The sequence below is a fragment of the Burkholderia sp. E168m23 genome, from assembly GCF_016586125.1.
Classification (GTDB): Bacteria; Pseudomonadota; Gammaproteobacteria; order Burkholderiales; family Burkholderiaceae; genus Burkholderia; species Burkholderia orbicola.
Window position 1 is genome coordinate 1 of record NZ_BCPP01001522.1, and the last position, 922, is coordinate 922.

At 71.9% G+C, this 922-nt stretch carries 1 protein-coding gene; it reads right to left on the reverse strand.

The window, feature by feature from the left end:
• Positions 1 to 922 (reverse strand): sodium:proton antiporter (locus JMF90_RS38625; RefSeq protein ID WP_201326500.1); only part of this gene is annotated, 922 nt, incomplete at both ends.

Consider the following 922-nt stretch of genomic DNA (forward strand, 5'->3'; position numbering starts at 1 on the left):
CGGCGCCGCGCTGCTCGCGTGCATCGAGCTCGGCGAGCGCCGCGCCGAACGTGTGTGCACGCACCGCATGTTCGGACATCGTGCGGCGCGCGGCCGGGCGCAGTTTCAGCACGCGGATCAGCGGCGCGAGCGTGCCGCCCTGCACGACGAGCGTCGCGATGATCAGCAGGAACGTGCTGAACAGGATCAGGTCGCGGCCGGGGAAGTTGGCCGGCAGCGCAATCGCGGCCGCGAGGCTCACGACGCCGCGCATGCCCGACCAGCCGAGGACGACGGCTTCGCGCCACGACCACGCCGCGTGGCCCGCGCGCCGCGCGCGCAGGCGGCCCGGCAGCCACATCGCGACGAATACCCACACCACGCGCGCGCCGATCGCGGCGGCCGTCGCGGGCAGTGCGACCCGCAGGCCGGCCATCAGCACCGCGCCTTCGTGGTTCACGCCGGCGAGGATCGCGTGCAGCGCGAGGCCGATCAGGATGAACACGAGCGCGTCGAGCACGAACACGATCGCTTCCCACGTCGCCTTCGCCTTGATCCGCATGTCGGCGCCGAACACGCGATGCTGGCGCACGCCGAGCACGAGGCCGCAGGTGACGACCGACAGCACGCCTGAGCCGTCGACGGCTTCCGCGATCCCGTAGCTGCCCCATGCCATCGCGAACGTCACGACGATGCCGAGCATCGGTTCGCGCAGGCGTTGCAGCACCCAGCACATCGCATGGCCGCACGCGAGGCCGACCGCGATGCCGATCAGCGTGAGCGAGAAGAACAGGCCGGTCGCGCTCGCGGTCGTGATCGTGGCGGCGAGCGCGGCCGATACGGCCATCTGGTACAGCAGCAGGCCCGACGCATCGTTGACGAGGCTTTCGCCTTCGAGCACCGCGACGAGCCGCGCGGGCAGCGGGTGGCGCTGCAGGATCGC